The 15,586-nt window shown below is 71.8% G+C and carries 12 protein-coding genes; 3 read left to right on the forward strand and 9 right to left on the reverse strand.

What is annotated here, in order from left to right; genetic code table 11:
• Window positions 1–213: 213 nt before the first annotated feature.
• The 3 genes from FLV34_RS16765 to lepA form a co-directional block, all read right to left on the reverse strand.
• Window positions 214–777, reverse strand: a complete 564-nt coding sequence (locus tag FLV34_RS16765; RefSeq protein WP_142650586.1) for a hypothetical protein — start codon at window positions 775–777, stop codon at window positions 214–216.
• Window positions 778–832: 55 nt separating this feature from the next.
• Window positions 833–1,480 carry an MOSC domain-containing protein gene (locus FLV34_RS16770; protein WP_142650585.1) on the reverse strand — a complete coding sequence of 216 codons (648 nt, stop codon included), beginning with the start codon at window positions 1,478–1,480 and terminating at the stop codon, window positions 833–835.
• A gap of 68 nt (window positions 1,481–1,548) precedes the next feature.
• Window positions 1,549–3,372: a translation elongation factor 4 gene (gene lepA / locus FLV34_RS16775; RefSeq protein WP_261985804.1), complete on the reverse strand. Its 1,824-nt coding sequence runs from the start codon at window positions 3,370–3,372 to the stop codon at window positions 1,549–1,551.
• A gap of 119 nt (window positions 3,373–3,491) precedes the next feature.
• Here lepA and FLV34_RS16780 point away from each other — a divergent pair, with 119 nt between their 5' ends.
• Window positions 3,492–4,526, forward strand: a complete 1,035-nt coding sequence (locus FLV34_RS16780) for a hypothetical protein (RefSeq protein WP_147943525.1) — start codon at window positions 3,492–3,494, stop codon at window positions 4,524–4,526.
• Between the two features lie 333 nt (window positions 4,527–4,859).
• Window positions 4,860–5,132 (forward strand): 30S ribosomal protein S20, encoded by a 273-nt coding sequence (gene rpsT, locus FLV34_RS16785; RefSeq protein WP_142650582.1) that lies wholly within the window; start codon window positions 4,860–4,862, stop codon window positions 5,130–5,132.
• Between the two features lie 279 nt (window positions 5,133–5,411).
• On the opposite strand, the gene FLV34_RS16790 is transcribed toward rpsT, so the two are convergent.
• The gene (locus tag FLV34_RS16790; RefSeq protein WP_147943526.1) at window positions 5,412–6,617 is read right to left on the reverse strand and encodes an MFS transporter; all 1,206 of its coding nucleotides are present in this window, start codon (window positions 6,615–6,617) and stop codon (window positions 5,412–5,414) included.
• Between the two features lie 66 nt (window positions 6,618–6,683).
• Between FLV34_RS16790 and FLV34_RS16795 the strand changes: the two genes are divergently transcribed.
• The gene (locus FLV34_RS16795; RefSeq protein ID WP_205830836.1) at window positions 6,684–7,181 is read left to right on the forward strand and encodes a MarR family winged helix-turn-helix transcriptional regulator; all 498 of its coding nucleotides are present in this window, start codon (window positions 6,684–6,686) and stop codon (window positions 7,179–7,181) included.
• A gap of 182 nt (window positions 7,182–7,363) precedes the next feature.
• Here the strand turns inward: FLV34_RS16795 and holA are convergent, their stop codons facing one another.
• The 5 genes from holA to hutI form a co-directional block, all read right to left on the reverse strand.
• A complete protein-coding gene (holA, locus tag FLV34_RS16800; RefSeq protein WP_205830835.1) occupies window positions 7,364–8,329 on the reverse strand; it encodes a DNA polymerase III subunit delta in 966 nt (321 codons plus the stop codon).
• A 63-nt stretch (window positions 8,330–8,392) separates the two neighbouring features.
• Entirely contained in the window at window positions 8,393–11,074 is a 2,682-nt protein-coding gene (locus tag FLV34_RS16805; protein ID WP_261985805.1) for a ComEC/Rec2 family competence protein, read from the reverse strand.
• Window positions 11,075–11,325: 251 nt separating this feature from the next.
• The gene (locus tag FLV34_RS16810) at window positions 11,326–12,429 is read right to left on the reverse strand and encodes a ComEA family DNA-binding protein (protein ID WP_205830834.1); all 1,104 of its coding nucleotides are present in this window, start codon (window positions 12,427–12,429) and stop codon (window positions 11,326–11,328) included.
• A gap of 618 nt (window positions 12,430–13,047) precedes the next feature.
• Window positions 13,048–13,902: a DegV family protein gene (locus FLV34_RS16815; protein ID WP_147943527.1), complete on the reverse strand. Its 855-nt coding sequence runs from the start codon at window positions 13,900–13,902 to the stop codon at window positions 13,048–13,050.
• A gap of 230 nt (window positions 13,903–14,132) precedes the next feature.
• A complete protein-coding gene (gene hutI, locus FLV34_RS16820; RefSeq protein WP_142622131.1) occupies window positions 14,133–15,341 on the reverse strand; it encodes an imidazolonepropionase in 1,209 nt (402 codons plus the stop codon).
• Between the last annotated feature and the right edge of the window lie 245 nt (window positions 15,342–15,586).

A 15,586-nucleotide genomic window follows, 5' to 3' on the forward strand; every position in this document is an offset into this window, starting at 1 on the left:
CGCGGTTGATCAGCCACATCACCCTGCGGATGACCGGCTCCCCGGTGCGGGAGAAAGCGGGCTCCGAGCTGGACGTCTACGGCCTCGGTGTACTGACCACGGAGCGATGGAGCCGGGCGCGATGCGGCGTGGCGCACCATAGGCGCGAACCGAGGATTCCAACGGCCGGGCAGCTCGGAGGCGGGTGATGCCGGAAACGGATGCTCGGCCGTCTTAGTCGTCGCAGTACTTCGTCCGTCCTTGCCGGTCGAACTCGGCCTGCGGGAGCAGCACGTCGGAGACCTTGTCTCTCTCCGGGTCGTAGTCGTTGACGAGCACGGTGCCCGGGTTGCGCCTGAGCTTGCCCGCGTCGCTGATCTGGAACTCGACATGCGCGGTGGAGAAGGTGTTGTCGCGCGTCCAGCCGTACGCCCGATAGGTGACGTCCGGGTCGAATGAGGGGATCCCCTGATCGGCCCTCCAACCGTTCCCGGGGGCGTCGATCCGGAACGACGCCGTCTCCCCCGCCACCCGGGGAGCCCGATAGGAGGCGTCGTCGATGGCGGGATTGGCCGGCCCGCTCGCGTCAGGGTCGTACGTCTCGGGAGTGGAATCCTCCGAGTACGTGCGGTGGTAGACGGTCACGCCATCCGGCTGCCGCCCGCACCAGGCCAGGACGATGACGAGGTTCCCGTCCCGATCGAGGCCGACACCGGTGATCCCGTTGATGGGGACGGTGCAACCGGTCGCTCCGAAGGCGAGCAGTCCGACCACGAGCAGACCCGCGAGCCGTCTCATACGGCCACGGTAGATCGCTACGCCACCGAGGCCGAGGGCCGCGGGTGTTTCGTGATCAGGTTGCGACGACGCCGCTGCGATCTCCGAGCACGCGCTCGGCGATCCGGTCCCACTTGTCGCTGTGGCCGGGGAGATCGAGGATCCGCAGCATCAGGTCGCGGTCGCCGTGGTAGGCCCGGAACGACTCGGCGATCGTCACGCCGTTCGAAGGCCGGTAGAGCACCTCGATCTCGTCGCCGGCGCCGAGCTCGCCCTGCTCGACCACCCGGAAGTACGCCCCGGTGCGGTTCGCGTCGGTGAAGCGCTTCACCCAGCCGCGCTCGTCCAGCCAGTTGCGGAACACCACGCAGGGGATGCGGGGGGCGGTGACCTCCAGGACGGCCGTGCCGACCCGCCACCGCTCCCCGAGGACCGCGCCGGTCACGTCGGCCCCGGACGTCGTGAGGTTCTCCCCGAACTGGCCGTCACGCAGATCGCGGCCCATGATGGGCTCCCACCAGTCGTAGTCCTCCCGCGCGTACGCGTACACCGCCTGGTCCGGATGGCCGTGGTTGGCGACGTCGGCGCGCTCGTCGCCCGCGAGACCGTTCTCGCGGACGGCGATCCGGCCCTCGATCTTCCGCTTGTCGATCGCGGTGCGCCGCAGGTTGCCGGCCCAGTCGGCGTCCACGGCCCGGCCCACGTTCACAGAGAGGATGCGCATGACCAAACGTTAACCGATGGTCATGTTTCTCCGCGATCGCAATTAAGTTCTGGTCAACAGAGGGACGGCTACTTTTTGTTCTTGTCCGGGGCCTCGGACGAGAGGGCGGCGACGAAGGCCTCCTGCGGGACCTCCACCCGGCCGACCATCTTCATCCGCTTCTTGCCTTCCTTCTGCTTCTCCAGCAGCTTGCGCTTACGGCTGATGTCACCGCCGTAGCACTTGGCGAGGACGTCCTTGCGCATGGCCCGGATGTTCTCCCGGGCGATGACGCGCGCGCCGATCGCGGCCTGGATGGGCACCTCGAACTGCTGCCGCGGGATGAGCTCCTTGAGCTTCTTGGCCATCTCCACGCCGTAGGCGTACGCCTTCTCGCGGTGGACGATCGCGCTGAACGCGTCCACGGTCTCGCCCTGCAGCAGGATGTCCACCTTGACCAGGTCGGCCTCCTGCTCTCCGGACGGCTCGTAGTCGAGCGAGGCGTACCCGCGGGTCTTCGACTTGAGCTGGTCGAAGAAGTCGAAGATGATCTCGCCGAGCGGGAGCGTGTAGCGGATCTCGACCCGGTCCTCCGACAGGTAGTCCATGCCCTGGAGCTGCCCGCGGCGGCCCTGGCACAGTTCCATGATCGCGCCGATGAACTCGGCCGGCGCGAGCACCGTGGCCTTCACCACCGGCTCGAAGATCTGGCCGATCTTCCCGGCCGGGAACTCCGACGGGTTGGTGACGACGTGCTCCTTGCCGTCCTCCATGATCACCCGGTAGATGACGTTGGGCGAGGTCGAGATCAGCGAGAGGTTGAACTCGCGCTCCAGCCGCTCCCGGACGATCTCCATGTGCAGCAGGCCGAGGAAGCCGCAGCGGAAGCCGAAGCCGAGCGCCGCCGAGGTCTCCGGCTCGTACACGAGCGCGGCGTCGTTCAGCCGCAGCTTGTCGAGGGCCTCGCGCAGCTCGGGGTAGTCGTCGCCGTCGATCGGATAGAGCCCGGAGTAGACCATCGGCTTGGGGTGCTCGTAACCGCCCAGGGCCTCGGCGGCGGGCTTGGCCGCGTTGGTGACCGTGTCACCGACGCGGGACTGGCGCACGTCCTTCACACCGGTGATCAGGTAGCCCACCTCGCCGACGCCGAGCCCCCGGTCGGACGGCATGGGCTCGGGCGAGATGACGCCGATCTCCAGCAGCTCGTGCTGCGCGCCGGTGGACATCATCAGCACGCGCTCGCGCTTGGAGAGGTGGCCGTCGACCACCCTGACGTACGTCACGACGCCCCGATAGGTGTCGTACACCGAGTCGAAGATCAGCGCCCGGGCCGGGACGTCGGGCTGCCCCACAGGCGCCGGGACGTGCTCCACGACGTGGTCGAGCAGCTCCTTGACCCCCTCGCCGGTCTTGCCGGACACCCGCAGCACGTCGGAGGGGTCGCAGCCGATGAGGCCCGCGATCTCCTCGGCGTACTTGTCCGGCTGCGCGGCGGGCAGGTCGATCTTGTTGAGCACCGGGATGATGTGGAGGTCGGCGTTCATGGCCAGGTAGAGGTTGGCCAGCGTCTGGGCCTCGATGCCCTGCGCCGCGTCGACCAGCAGGATCGCGCCCTCGCACGCCTCCAGCGACCGGGACACCTCATAGGTGAAGTCCACGTGGCCGGGAGTGTCGATCATGTTGAGGACGTGGCCGTTCCACGGGAGCCGCACGGCCTGCGACTTGATGGTGATGCCCCGCTCCCGCTCGATGTCCATGCGGTCGAGGTATTGCGCGCGCATCGACCTGTCGTCCACCACACCGGTGAGCTGCAGCATCCGGTCGGCGAGTGTCGACTTGCCATGGTCGATATGCGCGATGATGCAGAAGTTGCGGATCAACGCGGGGTCGGTCTGGCCAGGCTGAGTGCGCACCGAGGTCCGTTTCGACAAGATGATTGACTGCTGATCGGGCGGGCCGTCCGCCTCGCCTCGCGCTCGGCGGGCCCTCCCGAGGCTGGCGGACCAGCCACCCTCCATGGTGGCATGTCCGGGTGCTTGCCTTGACCACCAGACGTGTTCTGCGATTAGCCGCCATCGTCGTCGTGGCCGTGCCGCTCACGCTCGGCCTGGCCGGCGCCGCCGCGCTGCGCCTGCAGTACGCCGGCACGCCGGCCGGATGGGCCAGGACCACCGGGCACGACGCCCTGTGGATGGGCCACGCGTGGGTGGACGGCCGCCGCACCGAGGCCGACGTGCGGGCCCTCGCCGTACGGCTGCGCGCGAGCGGGATCAAAGACGTGTACGTCCACAGCGGGCCGTTCAAGTACGACGGGACTCTGCCGCCCGACCGCTACACCAACGCCAGAAATTTCCTGAAATGGTGGCGGAAGAACGTGCCGGACGTGCGGGTGTCCGCCTGGCTCGGCCAGACGGTCAACGACAACGGCAAGCTCCACCTGAGCCTGGCCGACCCGGCGACGCGAGCCCGCGTCGTGGCGGGGGGCCGCGACCTGGCCACCCCCGGGTTCGACGGAATCCATTACGACTTCGAACCGGTCTCCGACGGGGACGGGCCGTTCCTCAGCGTCCTGCGCGAGACCCGGCAGGCCATCGGCACCCGGCTGCTGTCGGTCGCCACGCAGCAGATCGAGCCGCTGACCGGCCTGCGCGCCCCCACCGCCCTGGCGATCGGCCACGACAAATACTGGACGCCGGACTACTTCCGCCAGGTCGTCGGCCTCACCGACCAGGTCGCGATCATGACGTACGACTCATGGACGCCGCTCAACTCCCTCTACGGCGGCTACGTCGCGCGGCAGACCTCGCTCGCCCTCGGCCTGGTGCCGGAGGACAAGACCCTTCTCATCGGGGCTCCGGCGTACCACGACCACGGTGTCTGGTACGGCGACTCGGCCGAGAGCGTCGAGACCGCGGCCGAGGGCGCGCGGCTCGCGCTCAGCGAGCACGGCCCGCGCACCGAGTTCGGCCTGGCCCTGTACGTCGACTTCGCGGCCACGGAGGAGGACTGGACGGAGTACGAGCGGTTCTGGGTGCGCGGCGGCGCCCGAGGGAGCGTGGACTCCTAGGGCAGGCCAGCCTGAGGGATCGCGAACTCGTAGAGCGGCCCGCCCGAGGGAGCGTGGACTCGTAGACCGGCCGGCGCGAGGGAGCGTGGACTCGTAGAGCGGCCCGCCCGAGGGAGCGTGGACTCGTAGACCGGCCGGCGCGGACTCATAAGGTGGGCGGCCTGATGTGCGGACCGCGGCGGCCCAGCCGCGATAGCATGAGCGGGGCGGCCCTGTCGTCGTTGATTTGAGCGGCGACCCGGGCTGTTGGTATCCTGTCCAACTGCGTGTGGCGCGCCCTCTCACCAGCCCGCGCGCCCCATCCGACCAAGACTTAACACTGAGGCTTTCTTCGTGGCGAACATCAAGTCCCAGATCAAGCGCAACCGGCAGAACGAGAAGCGCCGGCTGCGTAACAAGGCCGTCAAGTCGTCCCTGAAGACCGCGGTCCGCAAGTTCCGCGAGGCTGCCGACCAGGGCAACGTCGACGAGGCCCTCGTCGCGCTCAAGGCCGCGTCCCGTCAGCTCGACAAGGCCGTCAGCAAGGGCGTCATTCACAAGAACCAGGCCGCCAACCGGAAGTCGGCGATCGCCAAGCGCGCCGCCGCTCTGCAGGCCGCCAAGTAGGTCGTACCGACGCGCACGCCGCATCCCCCTCGTGGGGGTGCGGCGTTTTCGCGTACCCCCGCCGGCGTGGCGCGCCCTTGTCGCATGCCCGACGGCGTTCGTATGCCCGACGGCGACTTGGTACGACGTGGGCACCTGCCGGTGTCAGGCCGGCGAAGGCTGCCGGGCCGATAAGGGCCGCCGGCATCAGGCTGGCGAAAGCTGCCGGGCCGATGAGGGCCGCCGGCGTCAGGACCCGTAAGGGCTGCCGGGGCGGAAGGCGGGCGACGGCCGCGGATGTCAGGCGGGCATGGGCCGCGCCGCCTTCTCCGTCGTACGCCGCCGGACCTCGGGCAGGGCGAGCACGGCCAGGTTGACCACGGCCACCAGCACCGCCGCCGTGAGCAGTGGTGCCGCGGCGCCGGCCCAGGCGGCGACCGGCGCGGCCGCGGCGAGCCCGAGTGGCCGTGCCGCGAAGGAGATCAGCGCGTCGAGCGAGTCCACCCGGCCGAGGGCCTGCGGCTCCACACGCTGCTGCACCACCGTCTCCCACAGCGGCGTCAGCATCCCCACGCCCAGCATGGCGATCACGTACGCGGCGGTCACGACCACCGCCGGGGCGGGCAACTCCGCGGGGAACGCGAAGGCGGCGAGCGGGCATGCGTAGACCGCCGCGCCGACCGCCGCCACGGCGAGGGGGCGCCGGATCCGCAGCCTGGGGGCCGCGAAGACGCCGAGCACCGTCGCCACCGTTCCCGCCTGCGCGACGACCACCCACACCGACTCCCCGCCCAGGCTGCGTACGGCGATGACCGGACCGAGGGTCAGCAGGATGCCCGCCCCGAGGTGCCAGACGCCGTGCCCGGCCACGCTGATCAGGAACCAGCGGTGCCGCCGCGCCTCGCGCCACCCTTCCCGAAGGTCGTGGAGGAGGTGATCGCGTTCGGACGCCGGCCGCGAAGCCGTGACCAGGCCGCCCAGCGTGATCGCGGATCCGGCGAACAGCATCCCGGTCAGCAGGAAGGACCATCCCGGCCCGAGCCACAGCGTCAGGCCTCCGGCGAGCGCGGGACCGGCGATCTGTGCGACGCCGCTTGCCACTCCCATGTGGGCGTTCACCCGGAGCCGGCGCTCCGCCGGCACCACTCCGATGACCAGCGGTGACACCGCCGGGACGCCGAAGGCCACCGCGGCTCCGGTGAGCGCCGCGAGTCCCGCCATCAGCGCGATAGAGGGATGCCCGAGGAGAAGCAGCGCCCCCAGCGTCATCTGGGCGGCGCAGCGGACCATGTCGGCCACGAGGATCACCCGCCTCGGCGGGAAGCGGTCGGCGAACACTCCGCCGACCGGGAGCAGCAGGAGCATGGGCAGCATCTCGGCGGCGAGGACGACCCCGAGGTCGAGGGCGGAGCCGGTCACCCTGATGACGGCGAGGGTGAGCCCGGTGGGGATGAGGGCGGTGGCGAGCGCCGCGACCGTCCGCCCGGCGACCAGACGTGCAATCATGCGAGGCAAGGTATTTCGCCAGCGAATTTTTCGTCAACGTATTTTTATCTGGCGTAGGATTGCCCCGTGGACGACTCGGTGGACCGGCACATCGCGCGGTGGCGCGGGAAGGCGCCCTTCGACGAACGCGTGGAGGCGATCGTCACGCGCATGCAGTTCCTGGTGAAGCACCTCGCTCAAGCGAAGGACAGTGCGCTCGCCGCGGTGGGCCTGCAGGACTTCGAGTACGAGACCCTGCATTGGCTCGGGGCCCGGGGAGAGGGCGGCCGTGCCACCCCGTCCGAGCTCGCCGCCGAGCTGAAGGTCTCCCCCGCCGGCATGACGGGCCGCCTGGACACCCTGGAGAAGGCGGGGCTCGTCCGGCGCATCCGCAGCGTGGAGGACCGCCGCCGGGTGGACGTGGAGCTGACGAGCGAAGGCCGCGCGATCTGGCTCAAGGCGATGGATCTGCGCGGCGAGGTCGAGGACGCGATGGTGGGCGTTCTGGGGCCGGACGACCAGGAGATCCTCGCGGCGCTGCTCAAGCGAATGCTGCTTCGCGTGGAGAACCCCGGCCGCGCCTGACTCGTGGACGGGGAGCGGCGGGCCCCGCCTGGACCAGGCATGGCAGACCGGCTCCCGGGATCAAACCTGGCGACCGGCTCCTGGGCCAGGCGTGGCCGACCGGCTCCCGCGACCGGGCGTGGCGACCGGCCCCGGACGGGCGTCCGGCCCCCTCGGTGACGTCCCGAACCGAGAGGGCGGGATCAGCGCTTGTTCCGGCTGGCCACGATCGTGTGGACAACCTTCTCCAGCGCGTACGCCGGGTCGGTGCCACCACCCTTGACCTGCTCGTCGGCGGTGGCCACGGCCTGGAGGGCGGTGGAGATCCCGTCCGGCCCCCAACCGGACAGCTGGCGCTTCACCCGGTCGATCTTCCATGGCGGCATGCCCACGTGGCTCGCCAACTGGCCGCCGCGCAGGTTGCGGGGCGCCCCGCCCACCTTGGCGAGCGAGCGCAGGCCCCCGGCGAGCGCGCTGACGATCAGCACCGGCGCCACGCCCGTGGCGACGGCCCAGCGGACCTGTTCGAGCGCCTCCCCCAAGCGACCCTCGATGGCCAGGTCGGCGATCGTGAAGCCGCTGACCTCCGCGCGTCCCCGGTAATACTTGGCGACCGCCGCCTCGTCGATGTTCTTGCCCTCGGTGTCGAAAGCGAGTTGATTGCAGGCGGCGGCAAGTTCGCGCAGGTCGCTGCCCACCGCGTCGAGCAGCGCCTGGGCGGCGGCGGGCGAGATCGAGCGGCCCTCCCTGCGTACCTCGGCCTTGATGAAGTCGAGCCGCTCCCCCGCCTTGCTCGGCTTGGCCACGGTGACGACGTCCGCGCCCGCCTTCTTCACCCCGTCTACCAGGGCCTTCCCCTTGGCCCCACCGGCGTGGGCCAGCACCAGCACGGCGTCGTCGGCCGGATGGGCGGTGTATTTCACGATCTCGGCGATGACGTCCTTCGAGAGATCCTGCGCCCCGCGGATCACGATGACCGAGCGGTCACCGAACAACGAGGGGGAAACGAGCCCGGTCAGCTCCCCCGGCTCCACCTTGCTCCCCTGAAGGTCGTGCAGCTCCGCCCCCGGATTCTCGGCGCGTACGGCGGCCACGATGGAGCCGACGGCGCGATCGGCCAGGAACTCCTCGTCGCCGACGACCAGGGTCACAGGTGCTGGGTTCGCCATGTCACGCAGCATGCCACGCCCCGGCGGCCGGGGCACATCCACCGCCACCCCTCCCTCGCCTTCTCACCTGGCTCGCGCTCCTTTGCCCCGTACGACCACCGCGAGGCCGTCGTCAGTGGCGACGACGGCGATGTCCCCGGACAGGTCGGTGCGGTAGGGGCGCATGCCCAGCCAGCGCAGGCGCCGCAGCGTCAGCGGGGCGGGATGCCCATAGTCGTTGACCGCGCCGACGCTGATGAGAGCGGCCCGCGCGCCCGTGGCGGCGAGAAAGGCAGGTGCCTGTCGAGACGAGCCGTGATGAGCGACTTTCAACAGGTCGACCCGTGGCAGGCCGCGCCGCACCAGGGCTTCCTGCGCCTCCGTCTCCAGGTCACCGGCGAGCAGGGCCGTCCCCAGAGCCGGCCCCGATACTGCCCCCTTCATCGGCCCCACCACCGGCCCCGCCACCGGCCCCACCATCGGCCCCGCCACCGGCCGCACTCCGGGGGCTGCCGCCTCCGCCGACGCTCCGGGCACTCCAGGCGCTGCGGCTGGGCCGGATGCTGTCGCAGCGCCGGAAGCTGTCGTTGCGCTCTGCGCTCCCGCGGCCCCCTCCGCTGCCGGAGCCTGCACTCCCGCAGCGCCTGGCGCTGTCACTGTGCCCTGTGCTGCGAGCGACCCGCCAGGCGCCGCGGGCGAGCCGCCGGGCGATGTGGACGGTCCGAACCACCGGACCAGCAGCACGACGCTGGCGTTGTTGGACACCGCCCCCTCGCCGGGGCCCTGCGGCCCCACACCGGGCTCGGGGGCGAGCACGGTGATCTCGCTCGGTCCGAACCGCCACCGCATTCCGGGGACGGCCTGCCATTCCGGAATGTGCGCCGCCCTGAGTTGCGCGGAGACCCGTACGGCCTCGCCCTCGGGCACGCGGCTCGGGCTCACGACCACCGCCCCCACCGCCCGGCGGCGCAGCACGCCCGGCAGCCCGCCGACATGGTCGAGATGGGGATGAGTCAGGACCACGAGCGGCACCTGTCGTACTCCGAGAGCACGCAGGCACCGATCGGCGGGGCCCGGCTGCGGCCCGGAGTCGACCACCACGGCCCGGCCGGGACCGGCCGCCAGCGCCAAGGCGTCCCCCTGGCCGACGTCGCAGACGACCAGCAGCCATCCCGGCGGCGGCCAGGGGGACACCACCGGCACGGCCACGAGCACGGCGAGCAGCGCCCCAGCGGAGAGCGCCGCCACCAGGCGTCTTCGCGCACGGCCACGCAGCACGAGCCATCCCGCGACGGCCGCCGCCGCGAGCGCGGCGACGCCCGCCACTCCCCCGAGCCACTCCGCCGAGGCGAACGGAAGGTCCGCCGCCCGCTGCGCCACCGCGATGATCCAGCCGACCGCCCACCCGGCAGGACGCACCAGCAGCCGGGCCAGGTCCATGCTCACCGGAGCGACCACGGCGGCCCCGAACCCCAGCACAGTCGCGGGCGCCACCGCGGGCTCCGCGAGAAGGTTGGCCGGGACCGCCGCCAGATCGAGCCGCCCCGACATCAGCACCAGCAGGGGCGTGACCGCGGCTTGCGCCGCGGCGGACACCGCCAGGGCCTCGGCGAGCAGGCGGGGCACCCGGCGCGCCGTCAGACGGTCGCGCCATCGGGGCGCGAGGATCAGGATGCCGCCGGTCGCGAACACCGACAGCGCGAAGCCCCACTGACGGGCCAGCCCGGGATCGAACACGACCAGCCCCAGCACGGTCGCCGACAGGGCGGCCACACCGTCCCGGGTGCGGCCGGTGCCGAGGGCCACGGCGGCGACGGTTCCCATGACGAGGGCCCGCAGCACGCTCGGCGACGGCCTCGCCACGACCGAGAAAGCGATCATCGCGATGACCGCGACGACGGCCCGGAGTGCCAGGGGCAGGCCGGCGAAGCGCCCGAACACCAGCACAGCACCCGCCACGATCGCCAGATTGGTGCCGGATACGGCGGTGAGGTGGCTCAGGCCCGCCGTCACCAGGTCGAGCCGCACCTCCTCGTCGAGGCGTGACACGTCGCCGACGACCAGGCCGGGCAGCAGCCCGCGCTGGTCGTCCGGCAGCACGCCACTCGCCTCCCGCAGCCCCTCGCGTAGCACCCCGGCCGTACGCTGAACGGCCGAGGGCGTGCCGATCGGCTCGGGCAGCCCCCGGACGAGCATCACGGCCGCGACCGGCTCACCCTGCTCCGCCGGGCTCAACCGCCCGCGCACCCTGACCCGCTGGCTGGGCAGCAGCGGACGCCAGCCGTCGGCCGGACCGAGCAGCACGACGGGCACGTCCACGGCGTACCGCTCCCGAGCGGCCGACACGAGCAGCATCCGGGCCTGGACGACCGCCGTCTCCCGCCGGGACACCCCGCCCTGGTGCGGCCGGATGCGCGGATCGTCGGTGATCTCGGCTTCCGCGGTCACCGAGACGCTCCGGTGGGCCAGGTCCGGCACCGGCCCGGTCGTCACCCGGTGGACCATGAACGCCGTCACCGTGGCCGTGACGGCGGTGGACGCGAGCACCGCAAGGGCGGTCCGGAGCGCGGCCCCCGGCGCTCCCACCAGGTCGGCGAGTCTCCCACCTGCCCGCTTGCCGCGCCGCCCGGCGGTCCACGCAGTCGCCCACATGACCGCGCCCGCGATGGTCGCGGCCAGTGCCACGGCAGCTCCGGCGACGGCGGAGCAGCCGAGCAGCACGAGCGCCGTGAGCCAGGCGGCCACCGCCGGAGCGGCCAGAGCCACCGGACCGGAGACCGCCCGGCCCTGTCCAGCCTCGTCGCGCCCTGCCGGTTCGCTGCCCGGCTCGTCGCCCGGTTCGTCACGCCACGACCCGGAACACCCCGACCCGGCACACCCCGACCCGGCACACCCCGGCAGGTCGCAGCCCCGCCCGGCACACCCCCGCTCAGCGCACCCGGCCTCACTGCAGACCGTCGGGCCGCTGTCCGGCTCGTCGTGGTCCCCGGTCAGGCCGTGAGGGAAGCCGACGGCGGTCACACGGAGACCTTGTCGCGCATCTCGGCGAACTTCCTGTCTCCGATGCCCGGGACCTCCTTCAACTGGTCGACGCTCTGGAAGCCTCCGTGCGCGTTCCGGTAGTCGACGATCCGTTGCGCGATCACGCCGCCGATCCCGGGCAGCGCGTCGAGTTGCTCGGCGGTGGCGGTGTTGAGGTTCACCACGCCCGCTCCGGGCACCATGGTCGATCCAGGGACGGAGGCGGAGTCCGCACCGGCCGCCGCCGGGCTTCCGGCGACGATCTGCTCACCGTCCACCAGACGCCGGGCCAGGTTGATGGCACCCGGTTTCGCGCCCTTCCGCAGACCTCCTGCGGCCTCGATCGCGTCGGCGACCCGCGCGCCGGACGCGAGGACGAACACTCCCGGGTGGCGAACCTTGCCCGTCACATAAACGACGACCCGCGCGGGCGACCCCGGGGTGGTGACCGTGGAAGAACCGGCACCCGCGACATAGGCCGTCGCGCCCGGCCCGCCGTCGGCTCCCGGGCCCGGAGACGCGGGCGTCGCCGAACCAGGCGGCACGTCGCGGCCGGCAGCGGAATCCGCGCCATGATCTGCGGCAGAACCAAGGTCGCGAACCGCGGCGGCCGGAAGCGGCGGGGCGATGGGCTCGGCCACCGGCCTCGACCGCCAGGCCAGGACCCCGGTGACGACCGCGGCGAGCAGCCCGGCGGCCACGAGCACCCGCAGCCCGGGCATGCCCGGATCGAGCCGTGGCAGGGCGCGACCGAGAGCCGCCCGTCCGCGCGTTCTCAGGTCTGGCACGGATGTGCTTGGCACGCCGGAACGTCCTGCCGACCCGTCTGGGCGGCCCGCCCATTGATCTGCGGCCTCCTCGGGCAGGATGAAGGTCTCCTCGCGGTAGGGGCCGTCCTCGGCCTCCGTCGGATGCTCGGGCACGTAGGTCTCCGTACGGACGATGTGGGGAGCGCCGAACGACGGCGGCGGCCCGGGCGGGGACGGCGTCGATCGCAGGCGGGCGGACGGGGGAACCGGATCGAGTGGACGCAGCAGCGCGCGCAGGCGGGACTCGCCGACGACGCCACGCGCGGCCCCAGGAGACTCCTTGCTTCGCACGCCATGGACGGTAGGGACTCGCCGAGACCCCGCTCGTCACCGAACGTGGTTCTGTGGATAACCTGCGAACCCCCGGTCGCCCGTCAAGCTCACCGCCCCACGGCGCAACGCGGCCAACGGCACACCGCAGGTCGGGGCGCCGCACAGGCCTGGAGGCGCGGCGGGGTTGGGACGCGCGCGAGCGGGGTGGGACAGCGCACAACTGCGGAAATGCGGCGCTTGCACGTCCCGAACAGCACCCGTGCACAGACCGTGCGGCACAACACGTGGCAGGGTACGGACGCAGTCGCAGCACGGCGGCGCGGCGGGGATTGGGAGGAGCGCACGGGCAGGGGGGGTGGGGCAGTGCGCGACTGCGGAGTTGTGGCACTTGCACGGCTCGGCACAGCATCGTGGCCCAGCGTGACTCAGCGCGAAGTGCAGCCTGGCGTGCCCGGCGTGCCCGGCGCGACACGGCGCGGCTCAGCGTAAAGCACGACCCAGCGCGGCGCGGCTCAGCACAGCGCGGCACGGCTCAGCACAGCGCGACCCAGCGCGACTCAGGCGCGGCTCAGCGTAAAGCACGACCCAGCGCGCGGCACGGCGCGAAGCGCAGCTCAGGCGGGGCTCAGGCGGGGCTCAGTCCAGGGTGGCGGGGGCGATGGTGACGCCGAGCATGCCGGGGCCGACGTGGGCGCCGAGGACCGGGCCGATTTCGGCCACCCACATCCGTACGAGCCTGGGCAGTCGCGCCGTCAGGCCCTTGGTGAGCGCCTCGGCCCGTTCGGCCGCCATCAGGTGCTGCACGGCCACGTCGACGGGCCGGTCCCCGGCCGCCTCGACGGCAAGGTCCTCCAGGCGGGCGAGGGCACGGCTCCCGGTGCGGACCTTCTCCAGGACCCCGATCTCGCCGTCGGCCATCCGCAGCAGCGGTTTGATCGACAGTGCCGATCCCAGGAGGCCGGCCCCCCGGCCGATGCGGCCGCCGTGCCGCAGGTAGTCGAGCGTCTCGACGTAGAAGAACGTGCTCGTGGAGGCGGCCCGCCGCCGGGCCACGTCGGCCACCTCGGCGACCGGGGCCCCCGCCGCGGCCGCCCCCGCGGCGGCCAGCGCCGCGAAGCCGAGTCCCATGGCGATCGAGCCGCTGTCGACGACCTCGACCGGCACGGAGGCCTCTCGCGCGGCCAGACGTGCGGAGTCCGCGGTGCCGGACAGCGCGCCGGAGAGATGGACGGAGACGATCGCGGTGGCGCCGTCGGCGGCGGCCCGCTGGTAGGCGTCCGCGAAACGCTCGGGGGCCGGGCGCGAGGTGACGATCGGCGAGCGGGCCTTGAGTGCGTGCGTGAGAAGACCGGCGTCGAACGAGGTAACGTCGTCGATTTCGCGATCACCGAGGATCACTTGTACCGGTACGACGGTGATGTTCCATCTACCGGTCGCCTCGGCGCCGAGGTACGCCGTGGAATCGGTGACGACAGCGACAGATGGTGACATATCGCGAGATTACCCGTGGGTGATCGCCTGGCAAGCTTTTCAGGCAGCTTCAGGCTTTTTCTTGGACCGGCCGGCCTTTTCCTGAACCTTCAGGTCACGCCGACGATCCCGCCCGTCGCTGAACCGGCCCACCACGAAAACCGGCGCGTCGCTGAACCGGTCCTCACCAAAACCGGTCCTCACCAAAACCAGTCCGTCAGCAAAACCGGTCCGTCACAAAATCCCGGCCGTTACTGGACCGGTACGCCGCCCCGCCAGACGCGACGCGGCTTGAGGCCGAACGACCAGGCGAACGCGCCCTCGTGGTCGGCGTCCCACTGGACGATGTCGGCAAGGCGGCCGGGGGCGAGGATGCCACGGTCGGGAGCGCCGAGGACCTGGGCTCCGCCGAGCGTGGCGGCCCGCAGGGCGTCTCCGACGCTCATCCCGAACGCCGCCACCGCGAGGCTGATGACCAGGGACATCGAGGTGATGCCGCAGTGGCCGGGGTTGTGGTCGCTGCCGAGCGCGATCGGGACACCCTGGGCCAGCATCCTGCGCACCGGCGGGAGGTGGCCCACCTGCAGGGCCGCGCCCGGGCAGACGACGGCGGGCACGCCGTACCTCGCCATCAGGGCGACGTCCTCGTCCGAGGCGTGGTGGAGCAGGTCGGCGGAGGCGCAGCCCATCTCGGCCGCGAGCTGGACGGCGCCGCGCCGGTTGTAGGCGCCCGCGTGGATGCGCGGCAGCAGCCCGACGTTGCGGCCGGAGGCCAGCACCCAGCGGGCCTCCTCGGCGGTGAAGTGACCGTCGTCGCAGTAGACGTCGACGCTGTCGGCCCCCGCGCCGGCGGCGTCCGCGCACCAGGAGGCGACGGCCTCGACGTAGTCGCGCTGGCGGCCGAAGTATTCCGGCGGCACCACGTGGGCGGCCAGGAACGTGACGTGGACCCGCGGCATCATCGGCTCTTTTTCGAGCTCGCGCAGCAGCCGCACGTCGGCCAGCTCGCCGTCGCGGGTGAGGTGGTAGCCGGTCTTGGCCTCGACGGTCGTGGTGCCGCCGAGCAGCCACTCGCGCAGCCGCTCGCGGACCCCGTTGCACAGCGTCCAGGGGTCGGTGCCACGGGTCACGGTGACGGTCGAGCCGATGCCGCCGCCCGCCGCCGCGATGGCCGAGGCGCTGGACCCGCCGGACCGCATCGCCATCTCCGCGTAGCGGTTGCCCGCGTACACGGGGTGGGTGTGCGCGTCGATCAGGCCGGGCGTGACGAGCGCGCCGCCGAGGTTCTCCACATGGTCGACGTCGACGATGTCGTCCACGACGCCGGGAACGCTCTGCGGGAGGTCGGCGGCGCGGCCGACCCACGCGATCCGGTCGTTGTGCACCAGGATCGCGGCGTTGCTGCACACATCGTGTCCGGTCCAGAGCCGGCCGATGTTGGTGAGAAGGCGAACGGTCATCCGACCACCTGCCACACACCCCGGGACGACGAACGACCCCCGCCTGCGGGCGCCTGGCCCGCCGGGTCCGCTTCGCGTCCGGACGTCATTGGGGGGTCTCCTGCCTCATCGCGCACCGATGTTGTGCGATGACCCTACCGCCGGGATCTCGAACCCGGGCGATTCAGTTCAGTTACGGTATTTCACAGGTGGGCTTGATGTACAGGGTTAGCGACAGAAACGTACGCCGGTATCATGCGCATCGC

This window comes from Microbispora sp. CSR-4 (assembly GCF_008033685.1).
Classification (GTDB): Bacteria; Actinomycetota; Actinomycetes; order Streptosporangiales; family Streptosporangiaceae; genus Microbispora.